At 60.3% G+C, this 383-nt stretch carries 1 protein-coding gene; it reads left to right on the top strand.

Going from position 1 to position 383, the window contains the following annotated elements:
- Window positions 1–383, top strand: a 383-nt coding sequence (locus tag ACN6NG_RS29925) for an immunoglobulin-like domain-containing protein (RefSeq protein WP_474317537.1), incomplete at both ends; no start/stop codon positions are given.

Raw genomic sequence — 383 nt, 5'->3', positions numbered from 1 at the left:
CTGGTCAGCGATGACCCGTCCCTGCCGGTCACCAACCACAAAGGCCTGACCTTCACCTTGACCGATGGCACCACCGTCACCGTCAAAGCCGGTGAATCGGAAGGCTCGGTCACCGTGAGCGCGCCGGACAACATCTACGTCAACGACCCGGTCACCATTACCCAGTCCCTGACTGGCGTTACCGGCAAGGGCGCGGATCAGTTCGAGCAACTGGAACTGGGCAAGGACAGCGTCAGCACCAAAGTAGTCGACGAGCCAGGCGTGGGTACTCCAGGCGATAACAACCATGGCGACAAGGTCGAGCTGAGCATCGTTGCCAACCAGACGTCGGTGTTCGAGAACGAGAAGCCGACCTTCACCATCAGCATCAAGCAGGCCCTGGA

The sequence above is a fragment of the Pseudomonas sp. TSO6 genome, assembly GCF_056098905.1.
This window is presented reverse-complemented; position numbering and strand designations above follow the sequence as displayed.